Source organism: Bosea sp. 124, assembly GCF_003046175.1.
GTDB lineage: Bacteria > Pseudomonadota > Alphaproteobacteria > Rhizobiales > Beijerinckiaceae > Allobosea.
Genome location: NZ_PZZM01000001.1, coordinates 925,763 through 940,653, shown reverse-complemented (window position 1 = coordinate 940,653; position 14,891 = coordinate 925,763). Strand labels below are relative to the sequence as shown.

Annotated in this window: 14 protein-coding genes; 10 read left to right on the top strand and 4 right to left on the bottom strand. The window is 63.4% G+C overall.

Annotated elements, in window-relative coordinates:
* Positions 1-11: 11 nt before the first annotated feature.
* Genes C8D03_RS04455 through C8D03_RS04445 form a run of 3 tightly spaced genes read right to left on the bottom strand, consistent with a single transcriptional unit; the run spans position 12 to position 1,601 of the window.
* A complete protein-coding gene (locus C8D03_RS04455; RefSeq protein WP_108045180.1) occupies positions 12-296 on the bottom strand; it encodes a hypothetical protein in 285 nt (94 codons plus the stop codon).
* Between the two features lie 55 nt (positions 297-351).
* A complete protein-coding gene (locus tag C8D03_RS04450) occupies positions 352-909 on the bottom strand; it encodes a hypothetical protein (RefSeq protein WP_108045179.1) in 558 nt (185 codons plus the stop codon).
* A 2-nt stretch (positions 910-911) separates the two neighbouring features.
* Positions 912-1,601, bottom strand: a complete 690-nt coding sequence (locus tag C8D03_RS04445) for a hypothetical protein (RefSeq protein WP_108045178.1) — start codon at positions 1,599-1,601, stop codon at positions 912-914.
* 121 nt (positions 1,602-1,722) lie between these two features.
* Here C8D03_RS04445 and C8D03_RS04440 point away from each other — a divergent pair, with 121 nt between their 5' ends.
* Positions 1,723-2,139 (top strand): LexA family protein, encoded by a 417-nt coding sequence (locus tag C8D03_RS04440; RefSeq protein WP_348981688.1) that lies wholly within the window; start codon positions 1,723-1,725, stop codon positions 2,137-2,139.
* The gene (locus C8D03_RS04435) at positions 2,136-3,416 is read left to right on the top strand and encodes a Y-family DNA polymerase (RefSeq protein WP_108045176.1); all 1,281 of its coding nucleotides are present in this window, start codon (positions 2,136-2,138) and stop codon (positions 3,414-3,416) included. Before C8D03_RS04440 ends, C8D03_RS04435 begins: the two co-directional genes overlap by 4 nt.
* A gap of 67 nt (positions 3,417-3,483) precedes the next feature.
* Here the strand turns inward: C8D03_RS04435 and C8D03_RS04430 are convergent, their stop codons facing one another.
* The gene (locus C8D03_RS04430) at positions 3,484-4,980 is read right to left on the bottom strand and encodes a hypothetical protein (RefSeq protein WP_108045175.1); all 1,497 of its coding nucleotides are present in this window, start codon (positions 4,978-4,980) and stop codon (positions 3,484-3,486) included.
* A 401-nt stretch (positions 4,981-5,381) separates the two neighbouring features.
* Between C8D03_RS04430 and C8D03_RS04425 the strand changes: the two genes are divergently transcribed.
* The 8 genes from C8D03_RS04425 to C8D03_RS04390 all read left to right on the top strand — a co-directional run bounded on the left by C8D03_RS04425 (position 5,382) and on the right by C8D03_RS04390 (position 14,876).
* Positions 5,382-6,206: a substrate-binding domain-containing protein gene (locus C8D03_RS04425; protein WP_108051203.1), complete on the top strand. Its 825-nt coding sequence runs from the start codon at positions 5,382-5,384 to the stop codon at positions 6,204-6,206.
* Positions 6,203-7,657, top strand: a complete 1,455-nt coding sequence (locus C8D03_RS04420; protein ID WP_108045174.1) for a sensor histidine kinase — start codon at positions 6,203-6,205, stop codon at positions 7,655-7,657. Before C8D03_RS04425 ends, C8D03_RS04420 begins: the two co-directional genes overlap by 4 nt.
* The gene (locus C8D03_RS04415) at positions 7,647-8,966 is read left to right on the top strand and encodes a sigma-54-dependent transcriptional regulator (protein ID WP_108045173.1); all 1,320 of its coding nucleotides are present in this window, start codon (positions 7,647-7,649) and stop codon (positions 8,964-8,966) included. The genes C8D03_RS04420 and C8D03_RS04415 overlap by 11 nt, the downstream gene beginning before the upstream one ends.
* A 166-nt stretch (positions 8,967-9,132) precedes the next feature.
* The gene (locus C8D03_RS04410; RefSeq protein ID WP_108045172.1) at positions 9,133-9,654 is read left to right on the top strand and encodes an arsenate reductase (azurin) small subunit; all 522 of its coding nucleotides are present in this window, start codon (positions 9,133-9,135) and stop codon (positions 9,652-9,654) included.
* A gap of 14 nt (positions 9,655-9,668) precedes the next feature.
* Entirely contained in the window at positions 9,669-12,131 is a 2,463-nt protein-coding gene (locus tag C8D03_RS04405) for an arsenate reductase (azurin) large subunit (protein ID WP_108045171.1), read from the top strand.
* A gap of 74 nt (positions 12,132-12,205) precedes the next feature.
* Positions 12,206-13,471: a molybdopterin molybdotransferase MoeA gene (locus C8D03_RS04400; RefSeq protein ID WP_248308344.1), complete on the top strand. Its 1,266-nt coding sequence runs from the start codon at positions 12,206-12,208 to the stop codon at positions 13,469-13,471.
* Between the two features lie 27 nt (positions 13,472-13,498).
* Positions 13,499-13,885 carry a c-type cytochrome gene (locus C8D03_RS04395; protein WP_108045170.1) on the top strand — a complete coding sequence of 129 codons (387 nt, stop codon included), beginning with the start codon at positions 13,499-13,501 and terminating at the stop codon, positions 13,883-13,885.
* A 172-nt stretch (positions 13,886-14,057) separates the two neighbouring features.
* Complete coding sequence (locus tag C8D03_RS04390) at positions 14,058-14,876, top strand: class II glutamine amidotransferase (protein WP_108045169.1); 819 nt, start codon at positions 14,058-14,060, stop codon at positions 14,874-14,876.
* Positions 14,877-14,891: the final 15 nt, after the last annotated feature.

Genomic DNA, 14,891 nt, shown 5'->3' with positions numbered 1-14,891 from the left:
ACCTCCACCGACTACCAGTGTCCGATGGTCTCTTGGGTCTTGAAACCGCTCAGATCGACGTCGGCTTGATGATGCTTGAGGGTGGAGAGGCACGTTGCGATAGCGTCGCCCCCAATGTCCTGCGTTCGATCACCTGCGACCATCGCTTCCACAACCCGCCGATGCATGGAACTCGTTGCGGTCAAGGTCTCTACCTTGGCCCACGCCTCTGACCCGTTGCCGTGCTCGGCGTAATCCACGATTTGAACGACGACCTTCAACATTTCGACGAGCTGCCGGGCGACCGTATTATACAACCCAGGCTTCGGTGAATTCAGGTATTCCCAGCGAAATGAACCGTCCGTCAGACGTTTAAGAGCCGACCACCGACGATGGGACGATATTGCCGTCGTCATCAACTTCGAGGGCTTCAAAGTGGAAGCAGGCGTCGACAAACCGCAGCTTCTGCCAGGCCCTGTTGCAGCGTTCGGTTAGGCCGTCGAGGCGCTTGGCGCTATAGTCCGAATAGCGACCCTTGCCTTTCAGCTGATACTCCCCGTCGAACGGGTTCTGATCGAAGTGCCCATGGGCGACGACGTTCCGCTCGCCGGCGAGCTTGCGCATCTCCTCGATGGGGGCGTCGCCCAACTGGCCGGAATGCTTCGCTAGCGTCAGCAGGTCCAGGACCTGGAGCTTGCGGGCGAAATCCGTTCGGATGGTCATGGGCTCGATGAGGTCCGCACGCTCGGAGAGGTGCAGCACCGTCGAGATCAGCTGTGAGACCTCGTTGTCGATCCGATTGAACGCGACCAGGAACCGACCCAGCGCGGCCTCATAGTCGCTCTGGATCTGAGGATTTGCCCATGGGACGTCGTCTTCCCAGCCGTCGTCCTCGGCCTCATCGGGAACGTCGTGTTTCTGCGGGCCCATGATCAGGTTCTCGCCGCGATGATCGCAAGCAGCCCGACGATCGCCGGCAGTCCCCAGGTCAGCAGCTGACGGACCCTGCCGGCCCCCGACGTCGTGAGGGGAGCGGCTGCTTCGTCCGGCATGGTCACGATCTCGGTTCCCCAGGTGATGGAGATTGTCTTCGCGATCGCATGACCTGCACCACCTCCTTTCGGTGGCAGCATCAAATGCGGCCTCGGGTCATGGAAGAACGGCGTCGGCTTACTCCACATCCCACCGTCGACGTCCATGCTCAGCCGCTGCACGCGTCCCGCATCGAATTCAGCGATCAGCATCGCCCAGACCTCCGGCGGCAGGCGTGCCTGCACTGCCCAAGGCGTATCATCGGGAAATTCGTCGTCCGCCGAGTAGCCGACGTAGGTGTGCCAATCCAGTCGCTCCTCGCCGGTGGGAGCCGACTGCACGACGACCGCGACGGCCTTCACCTTGTCGGACGCCCCGACGATGCCGAGAGTGCCGTCCAGGATGCCCATCCCATGAATTCGCGTGTCGTCGAGCCGGCGGCCATCGAGCATTTGGACTGTGCGGGACTTACGCAGGCCGGTCACAGTCATGCGCAGGCCCTGATGGTGGGCGACCTCCAGACCTTGATCGACGCCGTCGATCAGGATCCTGCCATCCTTTACCTCGACGGCGGCGTCTTCGGTGCTCATGCGTCTCTCCCCAGCATCAGCAGGCTAGCGGCGCGGCCCTGGTGTTGCCAACTCGCATCTTGACTCGATGAGGGGCTATGTTCCTATTTTGTTCTTTCGATAGGAGCCCTTTCCGATGCACATGTTGCCCGCCGTCCTTGGACCGCCGATCTTCCTGCCGTTCTACCTGAAGGCGGTGCGAGCGGGCTTTCCGTCGCCGGCGGACGATTATCTGGACGCGCCCATCGACCTTTCACGGACCCTGATCCAAAACGCCCCGGCGACCTTCGTCATGACCGTCGCCGGCGACAGCGCCATCGACGTCGGGATCTTCGACGGCAGCCTGATTACGGTCGACCGCAGCCTGTTGCCGCGGGACGGCGACGCCGTCGTGGTCGACGTCAACGGCGAGCGCTCGATCAAGATTTTCCGGATCGCCGGCGGCCGATCAAGTCTCGCGTTCGGCAACCGGCGATATCCGGACTACGACCCCGGGAGGGATGCCCAGATCGAGATTTTCGGCGTTGTCACCAACACGGTGCGGCGCTTCCGGCGATGACGCGGTCCTTCGCCCTGATCGATGGGAACAGCTTCTACTGCTCCTGCGAGCGGGTCTTCGATCCGAGGCTGCGCCGGCGCCCGGTGATCGTGCTTTCGAACAATGACGGCTGCGCGGTCGCGCGCACGGCCGAGGCCAAGGCGCTCGGGATCAAGATGGGGGCGCCGATGTTCACGATCCGCGAGCTCTGCAAGCGTGAGGGCGTGGTCGTGTTCTCGTCGAACTACACGCTCTATGGCGACATGAGCCGCCGGATGAACACGGTCTACGAGCGGTTTGCCTCGGACATCGAGGTCTATTCGATCGACGAGAGCTTCCTCGACATGACCCCGGTGGCGCCTGGTCAGCGCGCGGAGATGGGACGGGACCTGCGCTCGACGGTGTCGACCTGGACGGGCGTCCCGACCTGCGTCGGCATTGGCCCGACAAAAACCCTGGCCAAGCTCGCCAACAAGATCGCCAAGAGTACCCCACAGCTGCGCGGCGTCTGCGACCTGACCAGCGATGAGGCCCGGCGGGAATGGCTTCCTCTGCTGGCGTTGGAGAACGTCTGGGGCATCGGGCGCGCGAGCCAGGCCAAGCTAGGGACCTTCGGCTGCAAGACGGCCGCCGACGTTGCCGCGCTCGATCCGAAGCTCGCCAGGAAGACGCTGACAGTGGTTGGCGAGCGGATCGTCCATGAGCTTCGCGGCCAGCCCTGCATCGACCTGGAAACCGTGGCGCCGACCCGCAAGGGCTGCGCGGTGACCCGATCCTTCGCCGGCAGGGTCGAGAGCCTGGAGATGATGCAGGAGGCCCTCGCCGCGCATGCGACCCGGCTCGGAGAGAAGCTCCGGCACCACGGCTTGGCGACCGATCACGTGACCGTCTTTTTCCATACCAGCCCCTTCGACAACGGGCCGTCGCGCTCGGTCTCCACCACCGTGGATTTCCCCGAGGCCACCAACGACACCCTCGTCCTAGTCAGATCCGCCAAGTGGGGAGCCAGGCGGATCTGGAAGAGCGGCTACCGCTATTCGAAGGCGGGCCTGATGACGGTCGACTTGGTTGCGCCGGAATTCTCGCAGCGCGCGCTGATCGGCCCGCTCGATCGAGAGAAGAGCGGGCGGCTCATGGTAGCCCTCGACGCCTGCAACCAGAAGCTCGGACGTGGCGTTGTCTTCCCTGCGGCGGCGGGCATCGCTCGGCAGAAGAAGGCATGGATCACAAAATTCGACATGCGGTCGCCGCGTTACACGACGCGGATCGATGAGGTGCCAGTCGTCGGGAAGGCGTGATGCCAAGGTTCATTCATGGTCGAAATGAAGCTCAACGCCGCGGCGGCGCCGGAGCGGCTGCGTCATCCTAGGCAGAAAAGAGCCGGGGCCGGCTTGGCAGATCCCGCATGACTCCGGCCTTCGGTCGACCTCGTGGAAACGGAGCGATACCGGCGCCCTCCATCTCCTGTCGGACCTTCCTGGTGGAAGTCTCCAGGATTGCCGCAGCCGCCGTGCACGTTCCTCCGTTGATGATGGCCAGCATGAGTTCTTGGTGGCTGATTGCGCGGTGGGGGCGCCCCACCGGGTTTTCCTCGAATCCCTTTTCAATAACAATTGACGGCAAAGAGTCGTCATCCGGAACGGGCTCATCTGCCGGTCGAGAATCATTTTGCTCCAATTCTTCCACCGCCATTTCCGAACCGCGTTCGATCTCGCCGTCGGTGACGACCGGCGCCACGGCCCCGTACAGGAGAACCGCAGCGTGAAGGGTGTTGACCAAGGAGTTCGGATCACCTTCATCGTCGTCGGCAACAGAAAGGCTGGGCAGTGGCGCAGGAAGCGGCCTTCCCGGTCGGACTGCAGGTTCGAGGGCCTTCCATCGCCGTGATTGGCGAAAGCTGACGACCCGTCGGCCTGTCTCCTCGCGGAGGAAAAGCGCCATCCGGCGGGCACCCAGTGCCTTTTCGAGGTCATTGCGCTTGAGGACCTCATTCAAGGCCGCATCCCATTCCTTTCGAACCTGACCAACGTGGTCATCGACATCGAGGAACGAGCTGAGCGTCGGGACAGCCTTGACCTTGGCCTTGGGCAGGGGGCGATAGGAAATGACCCGTGTCGCATAGGCCAGGGCGGCGATCCAGGACCGCTGGCGTTCGGCCACGTCGAGCATCCGGCGGCGACGGTCACCGTCCAGCCAATCACGATACTGGATGTAGAGACCGTCGTCGTTCCAGAAGGCGCGCTGCCTCAGGTCCTCCACCACATCAAACACGGCGCGATCCGCCGTTGCCGGCACGACGAACAGGCAATGGTAATGCGGATGACGATTATCGCGCAGCACACTGACATCGAGATGCCAGGAGTACCAATGCGCGAAAGGCCTCAACGCGGTGACGACCTCATCACGCAGATCATCGAGCTCACCCTTGAAATCGACTATTGTCCCATCGGGCCGCCCCGTGATGCAAATTGCGATTAGTCTGTGATCCAATATGGAAACGATATTTTCCCATGCTTCCCAGAGCGAACGAAATTTGTTCCAGTTAAGGCGATCAATCAAATCTTCAATGTTTATATAAGGCTCGGGGATTGCTAATCGAAGTTTTGGGTCAATGAGATTGTGCTTTGCGTCGTCGATAAGCCGGTGGATTCTCAAGTCGCCGCCGGCGTCTGTGCCTTTTGCCGCGCAGTCGTTACGAATGGCCAGTACTTCATCGGCCTGCTCGGTCATGCCCTGCTCGGCCAAGAGACGTCCCAAGAACCGCATCCGCGAGTCGTTTCGGCCAATTCGCTCTGCCTCGAGTCGAGCGAGGTGCTCCGGCTCTAGCGCATCAAAACGCCGTTTTTCCAGATCCTGAAACATCACGGGCGTGACGTGTGTATGGCGGGGCGGTCGCATCTAGGTCCGTCTGGCATCGTGATTCGGCGCTGAGCTATATTGCCATAAGCCGGCCGTAGGCTGATGCTGGTCCGCTGCCGATCCTGATCATGCTTAATGAAGCGGGACAACGATTACCCTCCCGCGAGACTTTTTAAGCCTACCAACTGCCCCTCTCCTAAAGGCAACTGATCCATGCGCGGCCCGCAGGATGGGCGCGAGGAAAAGGAAGTCCTAAGCGACCGGGATAAATTTGACGGCGGCGTCGGAGGGCTCATTATCGACAAAAACAGAGTTGTAGGAGGAGATCTCTAGTGGAAGTCGGTCCACGCCGACCAGGGAGATCAACGCCGCGAGCGCCAACGCGGAGGGCGTTGCTGGCGAGGATGACGGTCGCGCTGACGGTTTCGCGAGCATCCGTCCTGCGCGCGGCGCAGCCGTTCCGGTTCGGCCTCACACCCGTTTTCCTGAGCTCCGATCTGGAATTGCTCGAGACGCTTCAGAGGTATCTGAGCGCTGCGATGGGGACCGAGGTGCAGCTCGTCCTCAAGCGTACCTACCAGGAGATCACCTCTCAGCTCGTCTCCGGGCTTCTCGATGCGGCCTGGATCTGCGGCTTCCCCTTCATCGCCTACCGCCGCGAACTCGAACTCGTCGCCGTACCGATCTGGCGGGGACGGATGACCTACCAAAGCTACCTCATCGTCTCAGGTGAGCGGGAGGCCTCCGCCGTCGACGATCTGCGTGGCGACATCCACGCCCTCTCCGATCCGGATTCGAACTCGGGTTACCTCGTGACGCGAGCACTCCTGGCGGAGAGGGGAATCAAGCCCAAGGATTTCTTCAGGAGGACGTTCTTCACCTATGGCCACCGCAACGTCGTGCGAGCCGTTGCGGCGGGCCTCGCCCAATCCGGCAGCGTCGACGGCTACGTCTGGGAGGTCATGACCGAGACGGAGGCCGAGCTTACCCGTCAGACGAGGCCGGCGTGGCGGTCGGACTGGATGGGTTTCCCACCCATCGCGACCGCTGGCAACAACGCCGCAAGCGAAGGGATCGCAAAGTTTCGCAGGGCCCTGCTGGCGATGCCGCTCGACCCCGTCGGTCGCGACGTCCTCAGTCTGCTCCGCCTGGATGGCTTCGCGAAGGGCGAGCCCTCGCTATTCGACAGTATTGCCCGAAGAGTCGATCTCGTGAGGGCATCGGGATGAAGCCATCTTCCCTCGATCCGCGGCAGTGGCCGCTCGCTTTCAAGGCTCCTCTGCTCGTGGCTGCCTTCATGCTTGTCGTCAGCGGCGTCATGACGAACGCGGTTCTTTCCCGCCTGCGCGATACGCAGGAGCGCCACCTCACCGCGATGTCGACGATCTACCTGAACGGCCTCGCCGCGGCCCTAATCCCTCATGTCCTTAGGGATGACATCTGGGAGGTCTTCGACACCATCGACCGCGGCGCGAGTCTCGAAGGCGGCTTCGGCCGTGCGACCATCGTCGTGGTCGACACAAATGGTCAGACACTCGCGGCCAGCGATCCGAAGAGGGCTCCAGTGCTGAGTCAGCAGGCCGATAGGGAGAATGCTTTCCAGGGCGAGAGCACGTTGATCGTGGATGTCGCCGATGCGAGGGCTTACGCCCGTCGCGCCCTCATCTACCAGGATCGGCGCATCGGCGCGATCTACGTCGACTACGACGTACGCCACCTGCTGCGAGAGCGCGAGGACGTCCTGCGAACCCTCGTCGGGACCAACGCGGCGATCGCAGTCCTTCTTGCGGCCGTCGGCTACTGGATCATCCGGCGGATGCTCGGGCCCCTGCGTACGCTCTCTCGGCATCTCGATCTGGGTGTCGCAGGTGCCGTCCAGCCCATTCCCGCCGCCGAGGTCCAGGGTGCCACCTCCGAATTCAGTCGCCTCTTCCGGCGGTTCAACGTCATGGCAGACGCTGTCAACGACCGCGAGGCGATCGCGAAGGAGCTGGCGAACGAGGAACGCCTGGCGAGCCTCGGGCGTCTCGCGTCGGGCATGGCACACGAGATCAACAACCCGCTTGGTGGGCTTTTCAACGCCATCGACACCATCAAGCGACACGGCGAAAAGCCTACGGTGCGCAATGCCTCGCTCGACCTGATCGAACGCGGACTGAGGGGCATACGCGATGTCGTCCGCGCCACGCTCGCCACCTACCGCGCCGATCGTGATCCGCGGAACCTCAGTGCTGCCGACCTGGACGACCTGCAGCTCCTGCTCGGGCCCGAGATGGGGCGTCGCGCATTGACCCTCGACTGGAGCAACGCGATCGAGCGCGACCTGCCCGTGCCGGCCTCCGCGGTGCGCCAGATCGCCCTGAACCTGCTGCTGAACGCCTTGCAGGCCTCACCCTCGGGCGCTCGGCTACACTTCGTGGCCTCGGCATCAGGCGACCAGTTCGAGCTGTCAGTACACGATCAGGGCCCTGGCCTTAGCCCAGAAGGCCAGGCGGTGCTGGACGGTGTCGGCAAGCCAGTCTCCTCAGGCTACGGCAGTGGCCTGGGGCTGTGGATGACACGGCGCCTCGTGCACGATCTCCGCGGCCGCATCGCCGTCGAGACGTCTCCCATCGGTGGCGCCCTGATACGCGTCACCATCCCGCTTGTGGCTGTCGAGGAGATGCGCGATGTCGCTTGAGCACCGGTCGATAGGGGTCATCGAGGACGATCCGATCATGGGGGAATCGCTGGTCCAGCGGCTCGCTCTAGAGGGTGCTGAAGTCACTTGGTGGCGAACTAAGGCAGAGGCCGTCACGGGGCTTGCGCGCCGCCGCCACCACGCCGTGATCTGCGATCTGAAGCTGCCTGACGGCACCGGCGAAGACATATTCTTCGAAGCCGCGAAGTCCGAGGGCTCGCCGCCGTTCCTGTTCATGACCGCGTATGGCGAAATCGATCAGGCGGTCCGGCTCATGCGTTGCGGGGCGGGCGACTACGTCACCAAGCCGTTCGACATGACGTCCTTCCTGGAGCGCCTCGAGACGCTGGTCGATCCTCTTGAGGGGGATGGGCAGGGTGTTCTGGGTGTATCGCCTGCGATCCGCGCCGTTGAGCGCACGCTGCTCCGTTTGGCGACGGTCAGCGCGCCCGTCCTCCTCACAGGAGAGACGGGCAGCGGCAAGGAAGTCTGCGCACGTCTTCTGCATGCGTCCCGGGGACATGGAGCCGGCCCGTTCATGGCGGTGAACTGCGCGGCGATCCCGGCCGAGCTTATGGAGAGCGAGCTTTTCGGTCACGAGAAAGGAGCATTCACCGGCGCTCAGGGCCGCCATGTCGGTTACGCCGAGCGCGCAGGCACGGGCACCCTTTTCCTCGACGAGATCGGTGACCTGGCGCCTCGGCTCCAGGCCAAGCTACTGCGTCTTCTCGAGGAGAGGACATTCACCCGCGTCGGGGGCGAGCAAGCCCTGTCGTTCAAGGCCCGCATCGTCTGCGCGACCAATGCAGACCTCATCGCGAAGGTGAAGGCAGGGAGTTTTCGAGAGGATCTCCTTTATCGCATCAACGTCGTCAACGTGCCGCTCCCGCCACTGAGAGACCGCGGCGACGACATCATCTGGCTCATCGACCGCTTCTTCGCGGAATTCGAGGAGCAGTCGGGTGACCGGATCCAGGGGATGAGCGCCTTGGCGCTCGAAGCCGCTCTTGCCCATAGTTGGCCTGGTAACGTCCGCGAACTTCGAAACCGCGTGCAGCGAGGGATCTCTCTGGGAGATGGACCTCTCCTGATGCCAGGGGACCTTTTCCCTGATCTGGCCCCCATGATGGCAATAGGAATGCGCGAAGGACTGGAAGGGGTACGAGATGAAGCCGAGCGTCGGTACATCGTTCGGGTCTTGGCCGAGAATGGTGGAGCCGTGCAGGCAACCGCAAAGGTCCTGGGAGTCTCGCGGACCACCTTGTGGGAGAAGATGAGGCGTCACGGAATCCCGGCGCCGTCGTCCTGACCGGATATCCGGACCTTCGCGGGCGCAACATGTTCGGAAATCCGAACATGGCCCACCCCCGTAGTCGGCCCATGTCTCTGAAATTAAAACAGTTCTAAAGCCGGCTTTATTCGGCACGGCCCCTGCAGTCCCTCCAGCTCAAAGAAGCAGGTCTGGAGGACACGCGATGAAAAAGTGCGATCTGATGGTTGATATCGGCCGTCGCCGTTTCCTGTCCGGAGCCGGCATCGCCGCGGCAGGGGCCGCGGCGACCACGATGGTCCCAGGCTCAGCCCATGCCAAGCCTGCCTCCGCCCGGGTCGACTATCCCGTGAATCGGCTTGGCACCCTCGGGGAGCTCAAGGTCAACGAGCCCAAGGACGTCTCGTACCCCGACGCAGACGCGCCTGGTGTCCTGCTCAAGCTCGGCAAGCGCGTCCCCGGGGGCGTAGGCCCCGATGGCGACATCGTCGGGTTCGCGACGCTGTGCCCGCACAAGGGCTACCCGCTCGCTTTCAATGCGACTGACAAGACGCTGAACTGCCCCGGTCACTACTCGCGCTTCGACTGTGAGGCCGGCGGCCAGCAGATCTGGGGCCAGGCGACCCAAAACCTCCCGCAATACGCGCTACGCGTCGAAGCCAACGGCGACATCGTCGCAGAGGGGCTCGACGAGCTCCTCTACGGCCGCCTGTCCAACGTGCTCTGAAGGGAGGATCGACCATGACCTACAAGCGCCAGATCGACCGTCTCCCGATCGTCCCAGCGGACGCCAAGGAACACAACGTCACCTGCCACTTCTGCATCGTCGGCTGCGGCTACAAGGCCTACACCTGGGACATCAACAAGCAGGGCGGCACCGAGCCGCGGCAGAACAAGTTCAAGGCCGACCTGTCGAAGCAGGAGGGCGCCGACAGCGGCGCCTGGTACTCCCCGTCGATGTACAACATCGTCAAGCAGGGCGGTAAGGACGTCCACTTGGTGATCATGCCCGACAAGGGCTGCTCGGTGAACTCGGGATTAGGGTCGATCCGCGGGGCCCGGATGGCCGAGACCTCCTTCTCCGAGGCACGCTCGACGCAGGCCCAGCGCCTGACCGATCCGATGGTCTGGCGCTATGGCACGATGTCGCCGACATCATGGGATGACGCCCTTGATCTCGTCGCCCGCGTCACCTGCCAGGTCGTGAAGGAGCAAGGAGAGGACGGCCTGTTCGTCTCCGCCTTCGACCATGGCGGCGCCGGCGGCGGCTACGAGAACACCTGGGGCACCGGGAAGCTCTACTTCGGCGCCATGAAGGTGAAGAACATCCGGATCCACAACCGGCCGGCTTACAACTCCGAGGTCCACGCCACCCGCGACATGGGCATTGGCGAGCTCAACAATTGCTACGAGGACGCCCAGCTGGCCGACACAATCGTCATGGTCGGCGCGAACTCGCTGGAGACCCAGACCAACTACTTCCTCAACCACTGGGTACCGAACCTGCGGGGCACCTCGATCGACAAGAAGAAGACCGAACTCCCCAATGAGGCCCATGCGGCAGCACGGATCGTCATCGTCGATCCGCGCCGCACCGTCACGGTGAATGCCTGCGAGGTCGAGGCGGGCAAGGACAACGTGATGCACCTCGCGATCAACTCGGGCACGGACCTCGCCCTGTTCAACGCCTGGATGACCTACATCGCGGAGAAGGGCTGGACGGACAAGGCACTGATCGCAGCCTCTACGAACGGCTTCGACAAAATGGTCGCCGCCAACAAGACCACGCTCCAGCAAGCGGCAACCCTGACGGGACTCACGGTCGACCAGATCCGCCAGTCGGCGGAATGGATCGCGATGCCGAAGGAGGGGAATGCCCGCCGCCGCACGATGTTCGCATATGAGAAGGGCTTGATCTGGGGCAACGACAACTACCGCACCAACGGCGCTCTCGTGAATGTCGCGCTCGCCACCGGCAACATCGGCCGGCCGGGTGGGGGCTGCGTGCGCCTTGGCGGCCACCAGGAAGGCTACTCGCGGCCCTCCGACGCCCATGTCGGTCGCCCGTCGGCCTATGTCGACAAGCTGCTGCTCGAGGGTAAGGGCGGCGTCCATCACATCTGGGCCTGCGACCACTACAAGACCACGCTCAACGCGCATCAGTTCAAGCGCAACTACAAGAAGCGCACCGACATGGTGAAGGAGGCGATGGACTCGGTGCCGTTCGGCGACCGCGCCGCGCTGGTCACGGCGATCGTCGAGGCCATCAAGAAGGGCGGGTTGTTCTCGGTCGACGTCGACATCGTGCCGACGCAGATCGGGCAAGCCGCCCATGTCTGGCTGCCCGCTGCGACGTCCGGAGAGATGAACCTGACCTCTATGAATGGCGAGCGCCGCATGCGCCTCGTTGAGCGCTACATGGACCCCCCGGGCCGCGCGATGCCGGACTGCCTGATCGCGGCGCGCATCGCCAACCATATGGAGCGCGTCTATCGCGAGATGGGCATGGCGCAGGTCGCCGACAACTTCAAAGGCTTCGACTGGACGACCGAAGAAGACGCCTTCATGGACGGCTACGCCAAGCATGAGAAGGGCGGCGAGCACGTCACCTATGCAAGGCTGAAGGCGATGGGCACCAACGGCTTCCAGGAGCCTGCCACGGGCTTCGCCGATGGCAAGATCGTGGGCACCAAGCGCCTGTTCGCCGATGGCAAGTTCGGCGGCAAGGATGGCAAGGCGACCTTCATGGAGACGCAATGGCGCGGCCTCCAGGCCGCCGGCAAGCAGGCCGAGAAGGACAAGTTCGCGTTCCTGATCAACAACGGCCGAGCGAACCTCGTCTGGCAGAGCGCCTATCTCGACAAGCAGGACGACTTCGTCATGGATCGTCTGCCGTACCCGTTCATCGACCTGAACCCGGACGATATGGCCGAGCTCGGCTTGAAGCCGGGGGACCTCGTCGAGGTCTTCAACGATAACGGATCGACGCAGGCGATGGCGTACCCGACTCCGTCGGCGAAGCGGAAGCAGGCCTTCATGCTCTTCGCATATCCGACCGGCGTGCAGGGGAACGTCGTCTCGGCCGGCGTCAACGAGTTCGTGATCCCGAACTACAAGCAGACCTGGGGCAACATCCGGAAGATCGCCAACGCGCCGGAAGGCACCAAGCACCTGTCGTTCAAGAGCCAGGAATACGCCGTCTAGTCGGCACCTTGGACGGCCGCTCGCTTGCGAGCGGCCGTCGTTCCCGTATCTCTCACAACGCGGCAGGTACCTCGATGACGATGGCGACCGTATCCCAGGCTTCGATGCCGCCAAGCAGCATCGACGCCGACAAAATCTTGCTGACGATCCCCCAAGCGTGCGCTCGCGCGACCACGTATGTCAGGCGCCTGCATGCGAGCGAAACGGTCATGGTTCTGGAGGCCGCACGCCGCACCTTGGCCGAGCCCATCGTGGCCAGGCTTGCCATGCCTCCCTTTACCCAGTCGGCCATGGATGGATACGCGCTTACGGCCGGCGAAGGGATACCTCCCGGCTCGCGATTGGACGTCGTCGACCGGATCGCGGCAGGCTCGGTCGGAAGAAAGCTGGGGCGCGGCGAGACGTCACGCCTCTTCACAGGGGCACCACTGCCCGGCGGCGCCGATGCCGTCATCATGCAAGAGCACGTCGAGCGCGAGGGAAGCGCAATCATCCTGCGTCGGCCCATCCGGGCTGGAGACAACATCCGGCACCGTGGCGAGGACATCGAGCCGCTGGAGCCGCTGTTGGAGGTCGGGGATCGGCTCGATGCGCGCCACATCGCTCTGCTCGCCGCCCAAGGGATCGAGCGCGTCAATGTCCGCATCCGCCCCCGCGTTGCGGTGATCTCCACGGGGGACGAGCTTCGGCAGCCCGGCTTGGGCCTTGAGGCGGCCGCGATCTATGATTCCAACAGGCCGATGTTGCTCGCATTGATCGCCCAAGCCGGTTTGACGGCGATCGATGGCGGCTGGGTGCCCGATGACGCCGGACGACTCGCCGCCCGAATGCGGGGACTCGCTGCCGACGCCGACCTCGTGATCACGAGCGGCGGCGCGTCGGTCGGCGAAGAGGACCATGCCCTGGTCGCGCTCCGACAGGCGGGGGGCCAAGGAGAAACGCTCAAGATCGCCCTGAAGCCCGGGAAGCCGGCCGTCGTCGGCGCGATCGGCGCAGCCGCCTATCTCGGCCTTCCCGGCAATCCGGTCTCCAGCCTCGTCTCGTGGCTCATCCTCGGTCACGCCATGGTGAGCGCTCTCGAGGGCCGGCCGTCTCGGCAGCGGCTGGGTTGCCCGATGACGAGCCGCTCGCGTTTCGATCGGCGTCCAGGGCGGGCCGAATTCGTCCCGGCGCGGTTGGCGGACGATGGCGGCGTCGAGATCCTCGGTCGAGGCGGGTCGGCCCGGTTGAGACCGCTGGTCCAGGCCGACGGCCTGGCCGAGATCGCGGCGGAGAACGCCGGCGTCCAACCAGGCGACACGGTTCTGTTCCATCCCTTCCGCGACGGCTTCGTCGTCTGACCCCACCCTTCAGGAGCATCTTTCGATATGAAATCCGTTTGGCCTGCCCTTGCCTTCCTTGCCTTGTCTTCGACAGGTGCCGTCGCGCAGGACATCTCGGCCGGAGAGCGATCCTGGAATAAGTGCCGCGCTTGCCACCAAGTCGGGGAGACCGCCAAGAACGGCGTCGGCCCGCAGCTCAACGGCCTGTTCGGCCGCCACTCCGGTGCGGTCGACGGTTACAGCTACTCGGCCGCCAACAGAAACTCCGGCATCACCTGGGACGACGCCATCTTCGCTGATTACATCAAGGATCCCAGGGCCAAAATCCCGGGCACGAAGATGGTCTTCGCCGGCATCAAGAACGAGCAGGAGATCAGGGACCTCACGGCCTTTCTCAAGCAGTTCGCCACTGACGGCAAAAAGGGCTCATGACAGAGCGCGGATCGGATATACGATAACCGGCGTTGCATTGCTGCACGGGGACAATCATCAGATTGGCCCCAATGACGCCCGGGCGGCTCTTCCGTCCGCGGATTAGCTGGCCTTGGAAGCCATTCATTGACAAGATTCCTGACCGGCAGCCAGCGAGAAACCAAACAGCCCTGTGTGTGAGCTCCTCGGATTGTCAAGCAATCTGCCGTCAACGCTGACCTTGTCATTGAGGAAGCTTGCCGAACATGGCGGCCCGCCGTTCTCGATCAGGGATGGCTGGGGTGTAGGCTTCTACGAGGGGTCTGATGTCCGGCTCATCAAGGATTCTGCAGCGGTCGATGACAGCGAATGGCTTCGGTTCGTCGATGGTCACGACCTGAGAAGCCACATCATCGTCTCGCATATACGCAAGGCGACGATGGGCGAGCGCTCCTACGCAAACGCACAGCCGTTTATCCGGGAGCTTGCCGGACGGACGCATCTGTTTGCCCACAATGGTTGGCTGCCCGGAATCATGGAGTCCGTGGCCTTTCGGACCAGCCGCTACCGTCGGATCGGTGAAACCGACTCCGAACAGGCGTTCTGTGCGCTGCTTGAACGTCTGCGGGATGCTTGGGATCGCGCTCGTGAAGTCCCGCCCCTGGATGTCAGGCTGGCGATCATATCAACTTATGCAGCGGCACTGAGGCAATTGGGGCCAGCCAATTTCCTCTACTCTGATGGCGACACACTCTTCGCACACGGCGACAGGCGCAAGAATGCCGTCACCGGGAAGGTCAGTCCGCCCGGCCTTGTTTTCCTGCGTCGGGAGTGCGTGCAAGGCACCCAGGCTGATCTCGGCCAGGCCCTTTCAATCGGTGGCGCCAATCAGGCCGTGACGTTGGTCGCAAGCACGCCGTTGTCCAACGACGCATGGGAGATTGTCGCTGAAGGGGAGATAATCGCCCTATCGAAGGGCGAAGTCGTCAGGCTGCCATCTACCTCCACTTAACGAGATTGGCTGGCC